The organism is Streptococcus ilei, assembly GCF_000479335.1.
Taxonomy (GTDB): Bacteria; Bacillota; Bacilli; order Lactobacillales; family Streptococcaceae; genus Streptococcus; species Streptococcus ilei.
The window spans coordinates 269,658-285,798 of record NC_022584.1; the positions used below are offsets into that span (position 1 = coordinate 269,658).

The 16,141-nt window shown below is 43.3% G+C and carries 14 protein-coding genes; 10 read left to right on the forward strand and 4 right to left on the reverse strand.

Annotated elements, in window-relative coordinates:
• Position 1: 1 nt before the first annotated feature.
• Entirely contained in the window at positions 2-979 is a 978-nt protein-coding gene (locus tag N596_RS01410; protein WP_023026666.1) for a Gfo/Idh/MocA family protein, read from the reverse strand.
• A gap of 208 nt (positions 980-1,187) precedes the next feature.
• On the opposite strand from N596_RS01410, the gene udk reads away from it, so the two are divergent.
• From udk to N596_RS01435, 5 genes are all read left to right on the forward strand, one after another.
• Positions 1,188-1,823, forward strand: coding sequence for a uridine kinase (udk, locus tag N596_RS01415; protein ID WP_023026667.1), 636 nt, complete (start codon positions 1,188-1,190; stop codon positions 1,821-1,823).
• Positions 1,824-1,889: 66 nt separating this feature from the next.
• Positions 1,890-2,561 carry a YoaK family protein gene (locus tag N596_RS01420; RefSeq protein ID WP_023026668.1) on the forward strand — a complete coding sequence of 224 codons (672 nt, stop codon included), beginning with the start codon at positions 1,890-1,892 and terminating at the stop codon, positions 2,559-2,561.
• Between the two features lie 161 nt (positions 2,562-2,722).
• Complete coding sequence (gene msrC / locus N596_RS01425) at positions 2,723-3,220, forward strand: free L-methionine (R)-S-oxide reductase MsrC (protein ID WP_023026669.1); 498 nt, start codon at positions 2,723-2,725, stop codon at positions 3,218-3,220.
• The gene (gene dnaX, locus N596_RS01430) at positions 3,220-4,896 is read left to right on the forward strand and encodes a DNA polymerase III subunit gamma/tau (protein ID WP_023026670.1); all 1,677 of its coding nucleotides are present in this window, start codon (positions 3,220-3,222) and stop codon (positions 4,894-4,896) included. The genes msrC and dnaX overlap by 1 nt, the downstream gene beginning before the upstream one ends.
• A gap of 38 nt (positions 4,897-4,934) precedes the next feature.
• Positions 4,935-5,147 carry a DUF3272 family protein gene (locus N596_RS01435; RefSeq protein ID WP_006596552.1) on the forward strand — a complete coding sequence of 71 codons (213 nt, stop codon included), beginning with the start codon at positions 4,935-4,937 and terminating at the stop codon, positions 5,145-5,147.
• Positions 5,148-6,170: 1,023 nt separating this feature from the next.
• Here the strand turns inward: N596_RS01435 and birA are convergent.
• The 3 genes from birA to N596_RS01450 all read right to left on the reverse strand — a co-directional run bounded on the left by birA (position 6,171) and on the right by N596_RS01450 (position 9,024).
• On the reverse strand, positions 6,171-7,112 hold the full coding sequence (birA, locus tag N596_RS01440) for a bifunctional biotin--[acetyl-CoA-carboxylase] ligase/biotin operon repressor BirA (protein ID WP_023026672.1): 942 nt from the start codon (positions 7,110-7,112) through the stop codon (positions 6,171-6,173).
• A gap of 6 nt (positions 7,113-7,118) precedes the next feature.
• Positions 7,119-8,123, reverse strand: a complete 1,005-nt coding sequence (locus N596_RS01445) for a LacI family DNA-binding transcriptional regulator (RefSeq protein WP_023026673.1) — start codon at positions 8,121-8,123, stop codon at positions 7,119-7,121.
• Between the two features lie 67 nt (positions 8,124-8,190).
• Positions 8,191-9,024, reverse strand: a complete 834-nt coding sequence (locus N596_RS01450) for an AraC family transcriptional regulator (RefSeq protein WP_023026674.1) — start codon at positions 9,022-9,024, stop codon at positions 8,191-8,193.
• Positions 9,025-9,186: 162 nt separating this feature from the next.
• Here N596_RS01450 and N596_RS01455 point away from each other — a divergent pair, with 162 nt between their 5' ends.
• From N596_RS01455 to gtfA, 5 genes are all read left to right on the forward strand, one after another.
• Positions 9,187-11,349, forward strand: coding sequence for an alpha-galactosidase (locus N596_RS01455; protein ID WP_023026675.1), 2,163 nt, complete (start codon positions 9,187-9,189; stop codon positions 11,347-11,349).
• A gap of 14 nt (positions 11,350-11,363) precedes the next feature.
• Complete coding sequence (locus N596_RS01460) at positions 11,364-12,623, forward strand: sugar ABC transporter substrate-binding protein (protein WP_023026676.1); 1,260 nt, start codon at positions 11,364-11,366, stop codon at positions 12,621-12,623.
• Positions 12,624-12,636: 13 nt separating this feature from the next.
• Positions 12,637-13,503 carry a carbohydrate ABC transporter permease gene (locus tag N596_RS01465; RefSeq protein ID WP_042361038.1) on the forward strand — a complete coding sequence of 289 codons (867 nt, stop codon included), beginning with the start codon at positions 12,637-12,639 and terminating at the stop codon, positions 13,501-13,503.
• A gap of 13 nt (positions 13,504-13,516) precedes the next feature.
• A complete protein-coding gene (locus N596_RS01470) occupies positions 13,517-14,350 on the forward strand; it encodes a carbohydrate ABC transporter permease (RefSeq protein WP_023026678.1) in 834 nt (277 codons plus the stop codon).
• A 258-nt stretch (positions 14,351-14,608) separates the two neighbouring features.
• Positions 14,609-16,051 carry a sucrose phosphorylase gene (gtfA, locus tag N596_RS01475; protein WP_023022887.1) on the forward strand — a complete coding sequence of 481 codons (1,443 nt, stop codon included), beginning with the start codon at positions 14,609-14,611 and terminating at the stop codon, positions 16,049-16,051.
• Positions 16,052-16,141 lie beyond the last annotated feature (90 nt).

The following is a 16,141-nucleotide window of genomic DNA, read 5'->3' on the forward strand; positions in this document are numbered from 1 at the left end:
ATTAGTTTTCGTCCTTAAAGTGTATTCCAGCATCTTGGCGCATAGCGTAGAGGGTTTGGTGAACCATCTGTCCAGTTTGGAGCCAAGTCTGGTAAAGAGTCGGATTGCCTTCTGCCATCATGCTAGCAAAGGCCTGGGCTTCTTCTAGCATGTTATGAGAGGCAGGAGTGATGGGGAGCTGGTAGCTGTTTCCAGAATGGTCTTGAAAAAGAGCCTGGCTAACGGCTTCGATCCCACTAATGAAGAGGGTGCCGTCTGTTGTATAGATTTCAGCAGGTAGATTACTGGTCACATCTTTGCCGGCTTGAATGCCAATGACAAAGTCAGAATAAACCAAGCTACCATGTCCGTTCAAATCGATTGAATTAGGCAATTGCCGTGCCTGATAGGTTACTGATTCAGGTTGACCAAAGAGGCCGATGGCAAAGTAGAGAGGATAGACTCCCAAATCCATGAGGGCTCCACCCGCAAACTGGTCGGAGAAAATATTGGGAGTATTCCCTTTCAAGAGCTCGGGCATCTTAGAAGAGTATTTGGCATAGGTCATATGGCCGCCCAAGACGGTCTTGTCTTTGAGAAAGTCTTGGATGGTCGCAAAGGCTTTTTCATGATAGTTGCGAGCAGCTTCAAAGAGATAGACCTGGTGTTCGTTAGCCAATTTGACCAGTTCTTTCCATTCCTTAGGAGTGGTGACAGCCGGTTTTTCAAGGATGACATGTTTCTTAGCCAAGAGGGCTAATTTAGCCTGAGGATAATGAAGCGAATTGGGACTAGCAATGTAGATAACATCCAGGTCACTATCTAAAAAGGCAATCAGGTCATCATAGAGAGCCACTTGTCCATAAGGTTGAGAGAAGCTACGAGCTTTCTCCAAGGTTCGTGAATAGACCGCACTTAACTCATATTGGTCAGTTTTGTTAGCTGCGTCTAGAAAGGAATGGGAAATGGCACTGGTGCCGATGATACCGAGTTTTAGCATAGAAGCTCCTTTCAATCAAGTGTTTACTGGTTTCATTATATCATGTTTCATCCTAAAAAGATGGAATGGGCCTTTCTAACTGGGGTAGCAGGAGGAAAGGATGTTTACTTGACTTGTGGATGGAAATCCATAGAAAAATGGTTCAAGTCGTGGTCAAGAGGTTGCTTTTGTGATAGAATAAATAGGATTATAGAAAATGGAGAAGAAGATGCGAAACAGACCAATTATTATCGGTGTAACAGGTGGTTCTGGTGGGGGGAAAACCAGTGTTTCTCGTGCAATTTTATCCCACTTCCCAGATGAAAAGATTGCTATGATTGAACACGACTCTTATTATAAGGATCAAAGCCATTTAACCTTTGAAGAGCGGATTCAGACCAACTACGACCATCCCTTTGCCTTTGATACCGATCTCATGATCGAGCAAATCAATGAGTTGTTGGCTGGCCGTCCAGTGGATATCCCAACTTACGACTACGCAGCGCATACGCGTAGCGCTAAGACTTATCGCCAGGAGCCTCAGGATGTTTTTATCGTTGAGGGGATTTTGGTCTTGGAGGACAAGCGTCTTCGTGACTTGATGGATATCAAGATTTTTGTTGATACCGATGATGATGTGCGGATCATTCGCCGGATTAAGCGGGATATGGAAGAGCGTGGTCGGAGTTTGGACAGTGTCATCGATCAGTACTTAGGAGTGGTGAAACCGATGTACCACCAGTTCATCGAGCCAACCAAGCGCTATGCGGATGTCATCATTCCAGAAGGTGTGACCAATACCGTAGCCATTGATTTGATTACGACCAAGATTGAAAAGATCTTGAGCGAATCACGTGAAGGATAAGATAACAAGTGAGAGAGGTTAGGAAGTAGTGTCCCAGCCTCTTTTCCATGACAAATAGGGAGAAATATGAAAAAGTTAAGAAGGGAGTTTCACTCCAGAAGTAAGGCCTTTGCCTGCCTATTGACCATGTGTGCAGGCTTTTCAGATGCCTACACCTTTATCGAAAGAGGAGGGACCTTGGCCGCGGGCCAAACTGGGAACGTGGTCTTTCTATCCGTTGGGTTAATTGGCCATGAAATCGCGGATGTGGAGGTCAAACTAGCAACCATGTTGGCCTTTATGATCGGGATTTTCTTGATGACCGTCTTTCAACGCTTCTTTAGCCATTCCGTTTGGCGACTCAGTACCTTGGTTCCCTTGGTTTTGACGACCTTGGTGGCTGGCTTTCTGCCAAAAGAAGTGCCCAATGTTTTGATTGTACCTTTCTTTGGGCTGAGCCTAGGAATTGTAGCCATTTCCTTTGGAGAAGTCGATAGCTATGCTTATAACCATTCCTTTATGACAGGGAATCTCAAGAAGACCATGGTCGCTTACGGGAATTTTGTGCGGGATCGCAAGATGGAGTTTTTCTGGGAGTCTCTCTTTATGACTTCTTTGATTGGGAGCTTTGTGGGAGGAGCTATTCTTTCCACCTTCCTCATCCAATATTACGGCCTTCGGACCATCTGGTTTGTTTCCCTTGTTCTGACCCTCTTTCTCTCTTACCGGGCGATTCAATATGTTCGAAGGGATATCTAGTCAAATTCAAATAGTTTGATCAATCAGTCAGGGAGCAAAATCCCTGACTTTTTAATTGGGAATATTTGCTTGATAGTTCTGATGGCAAGCTGGGTTGTTATCGAAGGTTGCTCCGTTGTAAATACTTAATTTTCTAACTAAAGTTTGGTATAATAAAGGTTATGAATACGCAAGAAAAAGAATCAAATTATAAACTCTTACTATCCCAGTTAGAAGCTCTTTTAGAAGGAGAGAGCAATGCCTTGGCCAATTTATCCAATGCCAGTGCTTTGCTCAATCAAGCCCTACCACATTCGGTCTTTGCAGGTTTTTATCTTTATGATCAAAAAGAGCTGATTTTAGGCCCCTTTCAAGGTCAGGTTTCCTGTGTCCACATTGCCTTAGGAAAAGGTGTTTGTGGAGAAGCAGCAGAGAAAAGAGAGACGCTGGTAATTGAGGATGTGACCCAGCATGCCAATTATATCTCTTGTGACAGTCGGGCCATGAGTGAGATTGTGGTTCCCATGGTCTTGAATGACCAGTTACTGGGTGTGTTGGATTTAGATTCGGATCGGGTGGGAGATTATGACGATCTAGATCGCCTTTATTTGGAACGTTTTGTAGCTATCTTGCTTGAAAAAATGAATTGGAATTTTAGGATGTTTGGAGTAGTAAACTAATGTATCAAGCCCTCTATCGTAAATACCGAAGCCAGACCTTTGGCCAGCTTGTAGGGCAGGAGGTTATTGCGACGACCCTACGACAAGCTGTCGAACAGGGAAAAATTAGCCATGCCTATCTCTTTTCTGGCCCTCGTGGGACAGGGAAGACCAGTGTGGCAAAAATCTTTGCCAAGGCCATGAACTGCCCCAATCAAACAGGGGGAGAGCCTTGTAACGAATGTTATATCTGTGAAGCCATTACCAATGGCAGTTTAGAGGATGTCATCGAGATTGACGCCGCCTCTAATAATGGGGTAGATGAGATCCGTGATATCCGCGATAAATCCACCTATGCGCCTAGCCTGGCCCCTCATAAGGTCTATATCATTGACGAGGTCCACATGCTCTCGACGGGAGCCTTTAACGCCCTTCTCAAGACCTTGGAAGAACCGACAGAAAATGTGGTCTTTATTTTAGCGACAACGGAATTGCATAAGATTCCAGCAACCATCCTTTCGCGGGTTCAACGTTTTGAGTTCAAATCCATCAAGACGCCAGCCATTCAAGACCACCTAAAAGCTGTTTTGGAGAAAGAAGGGATTGATTACGAAGAAGAAGCTGTAGCCATTATTGCCCGTCGGGCAGAAGGTGGGATGCGGGATGCTTTGTCCATTTTGGACCAGGCCCTCAGCCTGACAGCTGGTGCCCAATTGACCACTGAGATGGCAGAAGAAATTACAGGCTCCATTAGTCAAGAAGCTTTAGATCTCTATGTTACAGCCTTGTCAGCACAAGATGCAACAGCTGCCTTGGACCAGTTGAACCTGATCTTTGATAATGGGAAAAACATGGCCCGCTTTGTGACGGACCTCTTGCAGTATTTACGGAATCTCTTGATCGTTCAGACAGGTGGGGAAAATCTCCATGTCAGTGAGCGATTTAATCAGAATCTAGCCATACCGCAAGCAACCCTCTTTGCTTGGATTGATCTTGCGACAAGGAGTTTAGCGGATATCAAAAACAGCCTGCAGCCGAAAATCTATACGGAGATGATGACCATTCGTTTGGCAGAATACAAGGGTGAGGGCCCTTCGGCTAGCCAAGTGGCTCTTCCAGCAGATTTTTCAGCACAAGTAGATCAGCTCAAAAGAGAAGTCGAGTCTCTGAAGAATCAGTTAGCTCAAGTAGCGAGTGGGGCTCCTGCAGCTAAATCAAGCCCTACTCGTCCTCAGAAGTCTAGCAAGGGCTATCGAGTGGACCGCAATAAGCTTCAAGCTATCTTACAAGAAGCAGTTGAAAATCCAGATTTAGCCCGTAACAATCTCATTCGCCTACAGAATGCTTGGGGGGAAATTATTGAAAGCCTAGCAGGGGCAGATAGGGCTTTACTGGTTGGTTCACAGCCGGTTGCGGCCAATGAACGCCATGCGATTTTAGCTTTTGAGTCTGACTTTAATGCCGAACAGACCATGAAGCGAGATAACCTCAATACCATGTTTGGCAATATTTTAAGCAATGCGGCAGGTTTCTCTCCGGAGATTCTGGCTATTTCAATGGAGGAATGGACCCAGGTTCGGGCGGAATTCTCTAAGAAAGCTCGTGGTCACAAGGAAGAGGCAGAAGTGGCAGAAGAGTCAGTCATTCCGGAGGGCTTCGATTTCCTCTCTGATAAAATTACCGTTCAGGAAGACTAGGATGTGCTTTTTCCAGAAAATCATGGTAGAATAACAATATGAATAAACGTCAATTTTGGACTATGGCTATCTTTACAGCCTTAGAAACCTATTTTTTTAATGATGCTGTGATGAGAGAAAGCTACCTGGCAGCTATCTTTTGGGCTCTTTTGATATTGAGAAATTTACAAGTCAGCTATATCTTAGGAAAGTTGGTCGAAAGTATCGATCAACAGCTTAATCAGAAAAAACGAGATAAGTATAAAAAATAAGCACCGACTGGTGCTTATTTTATTTTAAATAAAATATAAAGTCTACTTAAAAACTTTCCTTAGGTGAGTACGGACGTCAGCGAACTTCGAAGAAGTTCCATGACTTAGTTTTGGACCCCTTCGCTTTTATATTTCTAGGCTTAGGCTAAAACAGTTCCCCGAACTGTTTTACTCCCAAAACTCCCGAGTGCTTGAAACAAAAGCGTTTCAAGCACTTTTCCCACAGCGGAAAGTTTTAGATTTACTTAACGAATTCAAAAAATAGCCGTCATTTTTTTGAAGAGTCAGCTGACTACTTTATGTAATTAGGAATTTGTCTGCTTTCTAAAAAAAGGACTTAGTCCTGTGCAATACAGAACTAAATCCTTTGTGTAAATGAATGGTCTAACTTTTTTGGCTCAGTACACACCAGGTGTGTTTTCTTTATGCATACAATTCTTAAATTTTTAAGCACCTTAAGTATATCATGGTGCTATCTAAAAAGTTAATTTTATACAGTTTACTAGCATAGTTGATTAGTTTTTGTTTACCCTTCCAACTTTATTATTATATCATAAAAATGATTAGAAAAACAGACTTGAATTTTTTTGAAATTGGTATACGATTAAGGTATAAAAACTATTAAAATAGCCTGTTAGAAAGGGGATTAAAAGAATTAATAAGGCTATATATAATTGTTGATTGGTATCTAATGTTGTAAAACAAGAAAGGGTAACGTAAAAAATGCAATTACATAAAAAAATTTTTATAGTGGCGTTGGTTTTATCTATTTGTATCTCACTATATTTTCTTATCAATCCGTCTAATATCTTCACCTTTCCGATCCGTGTGCATTCATTTGATGACACATTTAAATATTACATGTTTGTGAAGATTGGAATTGTATTATTATTTATCAAATTCTTACTGGATATATGCTTAGAGTATATCAAGAATTGGTTTAAAAAGTTTTGATCTGTCTTCACACAAAAGAGTCTGAGAAAGCGTTGTTTCCCAGACTCTTTTTTGAGCTGTTGGTCTATTTTATAGATCCCACTGCTTGAGGGAGATTTCGCCACTGTTGAGCCAGCGTTCTTTGCCGTCCGTCAGTTGGACTAGTAGTTGTCCACTGTCCGAAATATCCTTGGCTAGCCCTTGGTAGCTAGTCTGATTTTGTTCGAAGCGGACTTCTTTACCTAGAACTAGTGAGCGTTGCTTGTAGAGGTAGATCAGCTCCTCTTCTGGACTATTGAAAAATTCTTTCCAAATCTCAGCAATCAGTTCATTGCGAGTAATGGGAGGCTGGGAGTCAAAGAGGGAACCAGCCTTGTCCTTCAGTTCCGTAGGGAAATTGGTGATGGCAAAATTAAGGCCGATACCAATGATAACATCTGTGATGAGGCCTGTTTCGATGGAGCTGATGGCTTCAGTCAGAATGCCACCAACTTTTTTCCCCTTGTAGTAGATGTCATTGACCCACTTGATATCGATATCCAATAAGGCCAGATTTTTCAGGGCCTTGTAGATAGCAGCTGCGACCATGAGGGTATAGGCGGGAGCTTGATCAAAGGGGAGGTTGGGCTTGAGGTGGAGGGACATGTAGATACCCCCTTGAGAAGGACTGAAGTAGTCACGCCCAAAACGTCCCTTTCCAGCCATTTGGTAAGGAGCCAGATACAGAGTAGAGGAGTGTCCCCCAGCTTCCATGGCGTTCTTGGCATCCAGCTGAGTGGATTGGCACTGGGGATTATAGGAGACTGTTAGAGGACAATGCTCCTCGATAACTTGGGGGATTAGGAGATCTCCAGAAAGGATCTTATAGCCTCGATTTTTGATGGACTCAATTTCGATGCCTTCTTTTTCTAAACGCTGAATGGCCTTCCAGATTGATGTGCGAGACAGTCCCATTTCTTGGGCTAGTTGCTCGCCATTGACATAATCTTGAGCTTGGGCTAAGGTTTGGTATAAAATTTCGTGTGTTTTCATAGCTTCTTAACGTGTGCTTTCACGGATGGTAAGACGAGTGGCCAGAGTATGCATAGTTGGAATACCTGAATCTCCTCTTTGAAGGTCTTGTAAGAGACTGTGAATAGCCTGTTTCCCCATTTCTTCTGTGTAGACAGTGACGGTAGAAAGTGGCGGATAGACATGCTTAGCAATCGAGGTATCATTAAAGGAGATGAGACTGACCCGATCTGGAACAGGAATACTGGCTTCTTGAAGGGCACGGAGAGCCCCAACAGCCAAGGCATCGCTGGCCATGAAAAAGGCTGACGGAAGTCGATTTCCCAATTCATCAATCAATTCTTTCATCATATCATAGCCAGAGTCACTTGAGAAGTGCCCCACTCGGATATAATCGGGTTGATAGAGTTCTTTCTCTTCTAGATAATGCTTAAAACTCATGTAACGGGGATCTGTTTGAAGAGGACGATTATCAGCGGTCGTTTCTTGTCCAACAAGAAGACCAATCTGGTTGTGACCAGATTCTATCAAGTAAGCTAACGCTTGGTAGACGGATGTTTCAAAATCTGTCATGACACAGGTATGGCCATATACTAAAGTATTAGAGTCCACAAAGACGAGTCTTTTCTGATAGGATTCAAGTTGACGGATAGTTTCTGGGCTAAATTTACCTAGAGCGATAATTCCATCAGCTTTTTCAAGAGGTCCCCAATCTTCTAAGTTAAAGACACGGAAGATATCATGCCCGAGTTCTTGGGCTTGTTTTTCAATCCCAACTCGAATAGAGTAGTAATAAAGATCCTCTAACTCTTCCTCTTCAGTCACCCATTCTAAAATAGCAATCCGGTAGCGTTTGCTTTGAAGAGGGTTATTTTTTCGATGTTTCTTTTGGTAATGGAGTTTCTCAGCCGTTTCGAAGATCAGTTTCCGAGTTGCATCACTAACGGAAAGGTTTTGATCTTGGTTGAGGACGCGAGAGACCGTTGCCTGAGAAACGCCTGCTTTTTCTGCAATGTCTTTAATCGTTGCCATGGTTCATCCTTTATTGATTTCTACTTCCAGTATACTCTAAATACTAGTAAAAAGAAATAAATTTTTACTAAATTTTATGTTTACTTCGATATTGGCTAGGGGTTAGTTGGCTATAGGACTTAAAAGCCTTTGAAAAATAAAGGGGGTCTGAAAAGCCAACGGAGTAGGCAACAATCTTGATGCTTTCGTCTGTATTGGTCAGTAACTGCTGGGCACGTTGCATGCGGACCGAGTGCAAGAATTCCTTGGGAGAGATCTGGTGAAATTCCTTGAAAACAGTTGTTAGGTAGGAGCGATGGACATTGAGGTCATCAGCGATCTCTTGAATACTCAAATGATCTTTATTGTAATGCGTCTCAATCACATGCTTGCAGGTCAGGTAGAGTTGATAAGTTGGAGATGGATGGCTCCGATGGATATCAGGAGCCACTTCACTGATGAGAAAGAGCAATTCATAAATCTGAGAGAGAAGGTGGAGTTGGTAGTGTGAGGTCATCTTAGATGCCTCAGACTTGTGGACAATCTGCTCCATAAACTGGCCAATTCTCTCTGTGTCCACCTCTGTTTTCTTTAGAAAGCCTTTTTCATGCAGGGTTGAAAAATGCATGAAATCACTCACTTTGGTGCCACTGATGCCAATCCAGTAATAGGACCAAGGATCTTCGGCGTCTGCCTGGTAGTAGGTCACTTTATTTTTAGGGAGAAGGAAGAGATCTCCAGCTTCTAAGTGGATTTCTTTTTTATTGATATGAAAGACACCTTTTCCCTTGGTGATAAAATGTAGAACAAAATTGTCGCGGACGCTAGGTCCGAATTCGTAATTCTTTGGGCAATCTTCGTAGCCATAAAAATCAAGGGCTAGGTCAATAGTGTCGGTTTGGTATTCAGAAAAGACTAACATGGCTGAACCTCCTACCTAACATTTTACCATATATGCCCAACAAAATTCTATTTTCGAAAGCGTTTACATCACGTAAAATAAAGACATGTGAAAAAAGAAAGATATTGGAACTGCATTTAAAAACACATAGTGATATTTTGCAGGAACCAATGGGAGGAAGATATGGCAATTCGCATTGAGCAGAATTTGTTCTATATAGAGAGTAAGGGATTTAGTCTCATCCTTGAAAATCGTGATGGCTATCTGATGCTCAAGCATTTGGGACGACCAATTCCGTCCTATCATTTTTCCAATACCGTGTATGAGAAGGACCATGCTTTCTCTGGAAATCCAACACCTGACAATCGGACCTTTAGCTTGGATAGCCAGCGACAAATCTTGGGACAGCACGGACTTGGAGATTTTCGAAAGCCGTCGATTCAGATCCAGCACGGTACTACAGAGGTAACCGATTTCCTCTATGTTGGAGCAAACATCTATTCTGGCAGTGTCGAGGCGAGCGGTCTTCCTAACCCTCACTCGGTAGACAAAGCTGAAACCTTGGCCCTGGTCTTTGAAGATGATCAAGCGGCCCTGCGGTTGACTCTCTACTACACCGCTTACGAGGATCGGGCAACAATCACAAGTTTCGCAAAGATTGAAAACTGTAGTGACGAAACGGTTGTGATTCACAAGGCTCTTAGTGTGTTGGCCGATCTGCCTGCCGGTGACTACGACATCCTCACTCTACAAGGAGCCTATGCGAGAGAAAAAACAGTCCGCCGTCAGCAAGTGGAGCAAGGAATCTTCTCCATCAGCTCTAACCGTGGTGCTTCAGGACACGCCCAGACCCCGGCTCTGATTCTTGCTGATCATGAAGTGACAGAAGATGCGGGTTCTGCTCTTGCCTTCCAACTACTCTACAGTGGAAATTTTGAAGCTTTTGTTCAGAAAAATCAACTCAATGAAGTTCGGGTTGGACTAGGGATCAATCCTGAAAACTTCGCCTGGGAATTGGCACCAGATCAGAGCTTTGATACCCCAGTGGCCATGATCACATACTCCCATCAGGGATTGACCGGTCTTAGCCAAGAGAGCCAAGCGTTTGTTCAAAACCATATTATTCCAGCTCCGTTTGCTTATAAAGAACGTCCGATCCTCATCAATAACTGGGAAGCAACCTACTTTGATTTCAAAAAAGACAAATTATTGGAGCTAGCAGATGAAGCTCAAAAAGTGGGGATTGAACTCTTCGTTCTTGATGATGGCTGGTTTGGCAATCGGTATGATGACAATCGGGCCCTCGGTGACTGGACCGTCAATGAAGAAAAATTAGGAGGAAGCCTAGCAGAATTGATCCAGGGTATCCATGACAAGGGACTACAATTTGGCCTTTGGGTGGAGCCGGAAATGATTTCTGTTGATAGTGACCTCTATCGGGCTCATCCGGACTGGGCTATTCAAGTCCCAGGCTACGAACACACCTATTCACGGAATCAACTGGTACTCGATTTCTCAAATAGAGAAGTAGTGGACTATATCAAGCAGGTCTTGGATGACTTACTTGGAAACCATGAAATCGACTATATCAAATGGGACATGAACCGCAATATCACCAAGCTTGGAAATGGGAAAACCTACCTTGAAACCAAGACGCAATCTCATGCGTATATCTTGGGTCTCTATGAAGTGGTTTCCTACTTGACGGAGAAATACGACCAGGTTCTCTTTGAGTCTTGCTCCGGTGGTGGTGGTCGTAATGACCTTGGTATGTTGCGTTACTTCCCACAGGTCTGGGCGAGTGACAATACGGATGCCATGGCCAGACTTCCCATCCAGTATGGATCTAGCTATCTCTATCCAACCATTTCCATGGGGGCTCACGTATCAGCTGTGCCAAATCATCAGATGGGGCGGATCACACCGCTTGAAACGCGTGGGCATGTGGCCATGATGGGAAATCTTGGCTATGAATTGGATCTGACCAGCCTTTCTCAAGAAGAGTTGGCTACCATCAGTGCTCAAGTCGCTCACTACAAAACAATTCGACCAGTTGTCCAATTCGGACAACACTACCGCTTAATGAACCCTAGTCAAGGTGCCAATCAAGCAGCTGTCCAGTTTACTTATCAAGACCGCACGGTTGTAACCTATGTAAGGGTCTTATCAACAGTTGAAGAGATCGAGCCGACCTTGAAACTCAAAGGATTGGAAGAAGAGGCGCTCTATAGCTTAGAAGGGACGAACCAAGTCTATTCAGGAGCCGAGCTCATGTATGCGGGCTTAACCGTCGTTCTTCCCCAGGGAGATTTTCTCTCTAAACAATATGTTTTTGTCAAAAAATAAAAGGAGACAGCCAAATGAAATGGTATAAAAAAATCGGACTTCTTGCTACTACAGGCATAGCCTTGTTTGGGCTCGGTGCTTGCTCCAACGATGGTAAATCTGCGGATGGCACAGTGACCATCGAGTATTTCAACCAGAAAAAAGAAATGACCAAAACCTTGGAAGAAATCGCTCGTGATTTTGAAAAGGAAAATCCTAAGATCAAGGTCAAAGTCGTCAATGTACCGAATGCTGGTGAAGTATTGAAGACACGTGTCCTGGCAGGAGATGTGCCGGATGTGGTCAATATTTACCCACAGTCCATCGAACTGCAAGAATGGGCAAAAGCAGGTGTCTTTGAAGATTTGAGCAACAAGGACTATCTAAAACGCGTGAAAAATGGCTATGCTGAAAAATATGCAGTGAACGGTAAAGTTTACAACGTTCCTTTCACAGCTAATGCTTATGGCATCTATTACAATAAGGATAAATTCGAAGAACTGGGCTTGAAGGTTCCGGAAACCTGGGATGAATTTGAACAATTAGTAAAAGATATCGTTGCTAAAGGACAAACACCATTTGGAATTGCAGGTGCAGATGCTTGGACACTCAATGGTTACAATCAATTAGCCTTTGCAACAGCAACAGGTGGAGGGAAAGAAGCCAATCAGTACCTTCGTTATTCTCAACCAAATGCCATTAAATTGTCTGATCCGATTATGAAAGATGACATCAAGGTCATGGATATCCTTCGCATTAATGGTTCTAAGCAAAAGAACTGGGAAGGTGCCGGCTATACAGACGTTATCGGAGCCTTCGCACGTGGGGATGTCCTCATGACACCAAATGGGTCTTGGGCAATCACAGCGATTAATGAACAAAAACCGACATTTAAGGTTGGGACCTTCATGATTCCAGGGAAAGAAAAAGGACAAAGCTTAACCGTTGGTGCGGGAGACTTGGCATGGTCTATCTCAGCCACTACCAAACATCCAAAAGAAGCCAATGCCTTTGTGGAATACATGACCCGTCCAGAAGTCATGCAAAAATACTACGATGTGGACGGATCTCCAACAGCGATTGAAGGGGTCAAACAAGCAGGAGAAGATTCACCGCTTGCTGGTATGACCAAATATGCCTTTACGGATCGTCACTTGGTCTGGTTGCAACAATACTGGACCAGTGAAGCAGACTTCCATACCTTGACCATGAACTATGTCTTGACCGGTGATAAACAAGGAATGGTCAATGATTTGAATGCCTTCTTTAATCCGATGAAAGCGGATGTGGATTAGGAGTAGAGAGACTATGAAAAAAGTATTACAAAAATATTGGGCATGGGCTTTTGTGGCCATCCCCCTCTTGTTACAAGCAATTTTCTTCTATGTGCCGATGTTTCAAGGAGCCTTTTACAGTTTTACCAACTGGACAGGATTGACTTATAACTACAAATTTGTCGGCGTAAACAACTTTAAGCTCCTCTTCATGGATCCAAAATTCATGAATGCCATTGGCTTTACGGTGATCATCACGATTGCCATGGTGGTTGGGGAGATTGCTCTTGGGATCTTCATTGCGCGTGTCTTGAACTCTAAAATCAAAGGACAAACCTTCTTCCGTGCTTGGTTCTTCTTCCCAGCTGTTTTGTCTGGTTTGACAGTAGCTTTAATCTTCAAGCAAGTCTTCAACTATGGTCTTCCAGCGATTGGGAATGCCCTTCACATTGAGTTTCTCCAAACCAGTCTTCTCGGGACTAAGTGGGGAGCCATCTTTGCGGCTGTCTTTGTCCTTCTTTGGCAAGGGGTGGCCATGCCCATCATCATCTTCCTAGCTGGTTTGCAATCCATTCCAACTGAGATTACAGAAGCAGCAAGGATCGATGGCGCGACTAGTAAGCAAGTCTTCTGGAACATTGAATTGCCTTACTTGCTACCAAGTGTCTCTATGGTCTTTATCCTAGCCCTAAAAGGTGGGTTGACCGCCTTTGACCAAGTCTTTGCCATGACCGGTGGTGGTCCAAACAATGCCACAACTTCACTTGGGCTCTTGGTTTATAATTACGCCTTTAAAAACAACCAATTCGGTTATGCCAATGCCATTGCCGTAATCTTGTTCTTCTTGATTGTAGTGATTTCGATCATCCAATTGAGAGTATCTAAGAAATTTGAAATTTAAGAGGAGAAGCACGATGAAACAAGATGAAAGAAAAGCCTTGATTGGCAAATACATTCTATTGATTCTAGGATCGGTTCTGATTTTAGTACCGCTCCTTGCCACCCTCTTTAGTTCCTTCAAACCAACTAAGGATATTGTAGATAATTTCTTTGTTTTTCCAACCAACTTCACATGGGACAATTTTAGTCGCCTCTTGGCTGATGGTATCGGAGGCTATTACTGGAACTCAGTTGTCATCACTGTCTTGTCCCTTCTTGCTGTGATGATCTGTATCCCTATGGCAGCCTACTCCATTGCTCGTAATATGAGTAAGAGAAAAGCCTTTACCATCATGTATACCCTCTTAATCCTTGGTATCTTCGTACCCTTCCAAGTAATCATGATCCCGATTACCGTCATGATGAGCAAGCTCGGTTTGGCCAACACCTTTGGGTTGATTTTGCTCTACTTGACCTATGCGATTCCACAGACTCTCTTTCTCTATGTGGGCTATATCAAGATCTCTATTCCAGAAAGTTTGGATGAAGCAGCAGAGATCGATGGTGCGAATAAATTTACAACCTATTTCCGCATCATCTTCCCAATGATGAAACCCATGCATGCGACAACCATGATCATCAATGCCCTTTGGTTCTGGAATGACTTCATGTTGCCACTCCTTGTCTTGAACCGGGATTCCAAAATGTGGACCTTGCCTTTGTTCCAATACAACTACGCAGGCCAATATTTCAACGACTACGGACCAAGCTTTGCCTCTTACGTGGTCGGCATTATCAGTATCACCATTGTCTATCTCTTCTTCCAACGCCATATCATTGCAGGAATGAGCAACGGTGCAGTGAAATAAGATACAAAGGGACGATTCAGCTTGCTGAAAATTTCTGTAGAAAAATAGGAAATCGACGTAGTGTGCTTGCACACAAGAAGATTTATCTTTTTTCCTAAGAAATTAGTCCCGTGTTCAATTCCGGATACAAAGGGACGATTCAGCTTGCTGATTTAAATCGTATCCCTCGTATCTTAAAAAGTCATTCTTAAAATAGATATTCTCAGGAAAGCCAGGTCTTCTTAGACTTGGTTTTCAAATAAGAAAAAGGAAACCATTATGCCAATTCAAAACAAGACCATGTTAATTACGTACTCAGACAGCTTGGGAAATAACCTCAAGGACCTCTATGAAAATCTGGAGAAACACTTTGGGGATGCAGTAGGAGGGGTTCACCTCTTGCCATTTTTCCCATCTACAGGAGACCGAGGCTTTGCGCCTGTGGACTACGATCAAGTGGATCCAGCCTTTGGGGATTGGGAAGATGTCAAACGGCTGGGCGACAAGTATTACCTCATGTTTGACTTTATGATCAATCACATTTCCCGTCAGTCTAAATACTACAAGGACTACCAAGAAAAGCACGACCAAAGTGATTACAAAGATCTCTTTCTCAACTGGGATAAGTTCTGGCCGGAGAATCGTCCAACTCAAGCAGATGTCGATTTGATTTACAAGCGCAAAGACCGAGCTCCTAAGCAAGAAATTACCTTTGCGGATGGGACGACTGAGCATCTCTGGAATACCTTCGGTGAAGAGCAGATTGACCTAGACGTGACCAAGGAAGTGACCATGGACTTTATCCGCAAGACCATCGAACACCTGGCAAGCAATGGCTGTGATCTCATTCGTTTAGATGCTTTTGCCTATGCGGTCAAGAAATTAGACACCAATGATTTCTTTGTGGAGCCAGATATTTGGGACTTGCTGGACAAGGTGCGCGATATGGCAGCCAGTTATGGAGCTGAGCTCCTGCCAGAGATCCATGAGCACTATTCCATCCAGTTTAAGATTGCCGATCACGGCTATTATGTCTATGACTTTGCCCTTCCAATGGTGACCCTCTATACCCTCTATAGCTCAAAAGTGGAACGCCTTGCTAAGTGGTTGAAGATGAGTCCGATGAAGCAATTCACGACACTCGACACTCATGACGGAATTGGGGTGGTCGATGTCAAGGATATCTTGACAGATGAAGAGATTGACTATGCTTCAAATGAGCTCTACAAGGTAGGAGCGAATGTTAAACGCAAATATTCAACAGCAGAATACAATAACTTGGACATCTACCAAATCAACTCAACTTATTATTCAGCCCTTGGAGATGACGATCGCAAGTATTTCCTAGCCCGTTTGATTCAAGCCTTTGCGCCAGGCATTCCACAAGTTTATTATGTTGGATTTTTAGCTGGAAAGAATGATTTGGAACTCTTAGAAAACACAAAAGAAGGACGCAATATCAACCGTCATTACTACAGCAATGAAGAAATTGCTCAAGAAGTAGAGCGTCCAGTCGTACAATCTCTTCTCAAGCTCTTTAGCTTCCGGAACCATTCCTCAGCTTTTGACTTAGAAGGAAGGATCGAGGTGGAAACACCTGATGAACATACCATTGTCATCACTCGTCAAAACAAAGACCAGACTGTCACAGCAAGAGCCCGAATCAATCTCGCTGATGGCACTTACCAAGTGACAGAAAACGGTCAAGAAATCGTATTTTAAAAAATAAGAAACTAGATAAGGATAAGTGAAGAAACGCTTATCCTTTTTTAAGTTTAGAATATGTAACCGTTTACACAACTATAAAATCAT

What these genes read in the sequence shown, in the direction of transcription:
- N596_RS01410 (WP_023026666.1), bottom strand. Translation starts at nt 979, where the DNA reads ATGCTAAAACTCGGTATCATCGGCACCAGTGCCATTTCCCATTCCTTT.
- N596_RS01420 (WP_023026668.1), top strand. Translation starts at nt 1,890, where the DNA reads ATGAAAAAGTTAAGAAGGGAGTTTCACTCCAGAAGTAAGGCCTTTGCC.
- msrC (WP_023026669.1), top strand. Translation starts at nt 2,723, where the DNA reads ATGAATACGCAAGAAAAAGAATCAAATTATAAACTCTTACTATCCCAG.
- udk (WP_023026667.1), top strand. Translation starts at nt 1,188, where the DNA reads ATGCGAAACAGACCAATTATTATCGGTGTAACAGGTGGTTCTGGTGGG.
- gtfA (WP_023022887.1), top strand. Translation starts at nt 14,609, where the DNA reads ATGCCAATTCAAAACAAGACCATGTTAATTACGTACTCAGACAGCTTG.
- N596_RS01465 (WP_042361038.1), top strand. Translation starts at nt 12,637, where the DNA reads ATGAAAAAAGTATTACAAAAATATTGGGCATGGGCTTTTGTGGCCATC.
- N596_RS01445 (WP_023026673.1), bottom strand. Translation starts at nt 8,123, where the DNA reads ATGGCAACGATTAAAGACATTGCAGAAAAAGCAGGCGTTTCTCAGGCA.
- N596_RS01435 (WP_006596552.1), top strand. Translation starts at nt 4,935, where the DNA reads ATGAATAAACGTCAATTTTGGACTATGGCTATCTTTACAGCCTTAGAA.
- N596_RS01455 (WP_023026675.1), top strand. Translation starts at nt 9,187, where the DNA reads ATGGCAATTCGCATTGAGCAGAATTTGTTCTATATAGAGAGTAAGGGA.
- dnaX (WP_023026670.1), top strand. Translation starts at nt 3,220, where the DNA reads ATGTATCAAGCCCTCTATCGTAAATACCGAAGCCAGACCTTTGGCCAG.
- N596_RS01470 (WP_023026678.1), top strand. Translation starts at nt 13,517, where the DNA reads ATGAAACAAGATGAAAGAAAAGCCTTGATTGGCAAATACATTCTATTG.
- N596_RS01460 (WP_023026676.1), top strand. Translation starts at nt 11,364, where the DNA reads ATGAAATGGTATAAAAAAATCGGACTTCTTGCTACTACAGGCATAGCC.
- birA (WP_023026672.1), bottom strand. Translation starts at nt 7,112, where the DNA reads ATGAAAACACACGAAATTTTATACCAAACCTTAGCCCAAGCTCAAGAT.
- N596_RS01450 (WP_023026674.1), bottom strand. Translation starts at nt 9,024, where the DNA reads ATGTTAGTCTTTTCTGAATACCAAACCGACACTATTGACCTAGCCCTT.